This window comes from Paenarthrobacter sp. PPS72, from assembly GCF_048537125.1.
Classification (GTDB): domain Bacteria; phylum Actinomycetota; class Actinomycetes; order Actinomycetales; family Micrococcaceae; genus Arthrobacter; species Arthrobacter nitroguajacolicus_E.
Map to the genome: position 1 here is coordinate 1 of NZ_JBLYIE010000030.1, position 2,794 is coordinate 2,794.

The window sequence follows — 2,794 nt, forward strand, 5'->3', positions numbered from 1 at the left end:
GTATAAGAGACAGCTACATAGCCCGCTCGCTCCTGGAATCCGGCGGATTCAGACCGGAACTACACCCTCAATTCTGAAGAGCCTCATAAGGGCCGAAATCGCCGTCGCCTATTTCAGCCCTGAACAGCTCAGCCCTGTCCAGCTCAGCCCTGTCCAGTTCAGCCCTGAACAGCTCAGACCCGCTCAGTTCAGTACCTTGCCGCAACTCGCCGCCAAGGTTTGCCAAAGCCGCGATTCCGTCAGTGAAGCCGGGCATCTCCGCCGGCAAGGGAGGCGGCAGACAGCCTGCCAGGAAAGTCCACCGGAACCAGTGGGTGAACACGCTTGCCAACGGTCTCTCGTATCGCAGAGCCAACTGGTCGACGGCGTCGGCTTCCGCACTGGCCGAAGCGATGTCATTCAGCGCACATAACGCCTGCATACGTATCAGCCGCCCGTTGATCTCAAAGGTCGGCGAATCGGCGTCGAATGCTGTTGTTATGAGCTCCTGGCCGATGTCGGCGCGTTCGGCCGCAAGGCCAGCTGAAGTGAAGGTATGCATGAACCGGGCGCTGAGGGCGAAGCAGAGCAGCTGCCCGTCTCCCAACTGCTTGGCGATCGACTCCGCTTCGCCGGCCTCCGAGTAGCGATTGGCTGTGCCTCGGGATTCCATCGCGATGGTGGCCAGAAGGCGGGCACGGCTCCGATCGCTGAGGCTTGGAGTGGTGGTAAGCGCATGCTCCGCAGCGGCAGTAACGGCGGCGGAAGCAGCGGGGTCATCGGTGCGCGTCCATATCCCGGGTATGTCGTAGCCACCAATGACGCGGGCAATGAGATCGGGATCGTTCAGTTCGGCAGCTGCGCGGATGGCCGCAAGGCGTTGGGTGCGGACGGTCTGAAGATTGCCGGCGACTGCCAAGCTGCCCAACACCGCGTTGGATGCTTCGAGCTGAACTCTCGTGCCGCTTCGGGAGTATGCGGTGGCAGTTGGAGCTAATGTGAGGGCTTCCGGGCGCTGCAGCTGCGGATCCCTACGGAGAATTTGGTTCTCCAAGTCAACAAGAGCAGGGCCGGGGTCCAGCCCGAGTTCGTTGGCAAGCTGCGTGCGTGCCCGCCGAAGGACAGCCAGCGCATCGACTTGGCGGTGGCTTTGGTAAAGAGCCAAGGCCAGCAAGCGCCAACCTTCTTCGCGCCAGGGATTCGCTTCCACCTGCGTTTCCAGCATGGTGATGGCGTCCGCAGGTCGGCCGGAGTCCAGGCGCGCTGAGGCGCAGTGTTCGACGGCGGTCTGCCGGAGTTCAGTCAGTCGTCTCACCTCAGGGAGGGCCCACGGCCGTTCGGCGAATTCCTGGAAGGCCGCTCCCTGCCATTCGTTGAGGGCCGCGGACAACTTCGGCTCAGCCTTCTCGGGGGTGGTCCCAACTGCGCGGGTCACTGCCGTATCGAATCTCCAGGCGTCAACGGCGTCGACATCGAGTCTCAGGCAGTACCCGTCGCCCACTGTGACGATCACGGCGGGTGGGGTGCGGGGTAGCCGATGTGGTTCAAGGATGCGCCGAAGTTCACCAACAAAGGTGCGGATTGCTCCGACAGCCCCGTTGGGCGGCTCCCCGTCCCACAGTTCCTCCGCAAGCGAGGATGTTGAGATGCCGCGGCCGCGTAGTGAAACGAGTATGCCGAGGATTTCCCTGTGCCGCCGCTTGGAGAGATCCCGCACTTCTCCATCGACGCTCACTTGGAGGGGGCCGAGGACTCTGATCTGCACAGTGTTTCGGATTGACGCAGTAGTCAGGGGTCAATCGTAGTGAGGAAGACAATCCCCGCCTTTGTTGGCGACAGGGCCCCAACTGATTCGCTGCTGATTCGCGGGCGGGAGAGTGGTTCCACCAACAACGAATGGAGACTTCCTTGACTTTGACACTCCTGCCCGAAGCCAGCTACCACCGCGTCCCGGTGTCGCCCGACGCCGAACTGAACGTCGCGGTGGCGGGGCGCGGTCCCGCCGTCGTACTTTTGCATGGCTTTCCCCAAACGCACCTCATGTGGAGGCATGTCGCCGCTGATCTCGCGGCGGACCACACGGTCATATGTCCGGATCTTCGCGGGTACGGTGCGAGCGATAAGCCGGCACAGGATGGCGAGGATACATACTCGAAGCGGACGATGGCCAAGGATGTCATTGCCAGCCCGTATTCTGGGTCACCACCGCTTCGCACTTGCCGGCCACGACCGTGGGGCACTGGTGGCCATGCGTGCGGGCTTGGACCATTCCGACGCAGTCAGTCACCTGCTGGCACTGGATGTGCTGCCGACGTTGGACATGTGGGACATCCTCCGCGGTGTGGATGCCAGGGTGGCTTGGCACCTCTACTTGATGGCTCAGCGGGCGGGAATCCCGGAGCCTATGATCGAAGCCGCCGCCGACTCCTTCTTTGCCTCGTTCATCGATGGATGGACGGCTGATCCCCAAGCAATCCCTCTGCGATATCGCGAGGAGTACCTGAAGTCGTCGCGCGAAGCAGTGTGGTCGATAGTCGCGGACTACCGGGCTTCCGCGGGAATCGACGTCGCGCATGATCGCGCTGACAGGAACGCTGGCAATGTGTTGCCCATGCCGGCAACTGTGATGCAGCAAGGTTGGGGTGCGGTGCTGGGGTACGATGCCGCTGCACTTTGGGGTGCCTGGGCGCCTGATCTTAAACACGTGACGATGAACACCAGCCACTTCACGGCGGAGGAGAATCCCAGGGCGGTGGTTGAGGCCATGCGCGAGTTGATGGACCGCTAGGAAGCAGCGTTCGACGGCGGTTTGGTG

1 protein-coding gene and 1 pseudogene are annotated in these 2,794 nt (G+C 62.4%); one reads left to right on the top strand and one right to left on the bottom strand.

Annotated features, from left to right (window positions below; genetic code table 11):
* Positions 1-67 precede the first annotated feature (67 nt).
* Positions 68-1,714, bottom strand: coding sequence for an AfsR/SARP family transcriptional regulator (locus tag ACLRGI_RS14405; RefSeq protein ID WP_419202316.1), 1,647 nt, complete (start codon positions 1,712-1,714; stop codon positions 68-70).
* A 161-nt stretch (positions 1,715-1,875) separates the two neighbouring features.
* On the opposite strand from ACLRGI_RS14405, the pseudogene ACLRGI_RS14410 reads away from it, so the two are divergent.
* Positions 1,876-2,767 (top strand): annotated as a pseudogene (locus tag ACLRGI_RS14410) (alpha/beta fold hydrolase).
* Positions 2,768-2,794 lie beyond the last annotated feature (27 nt).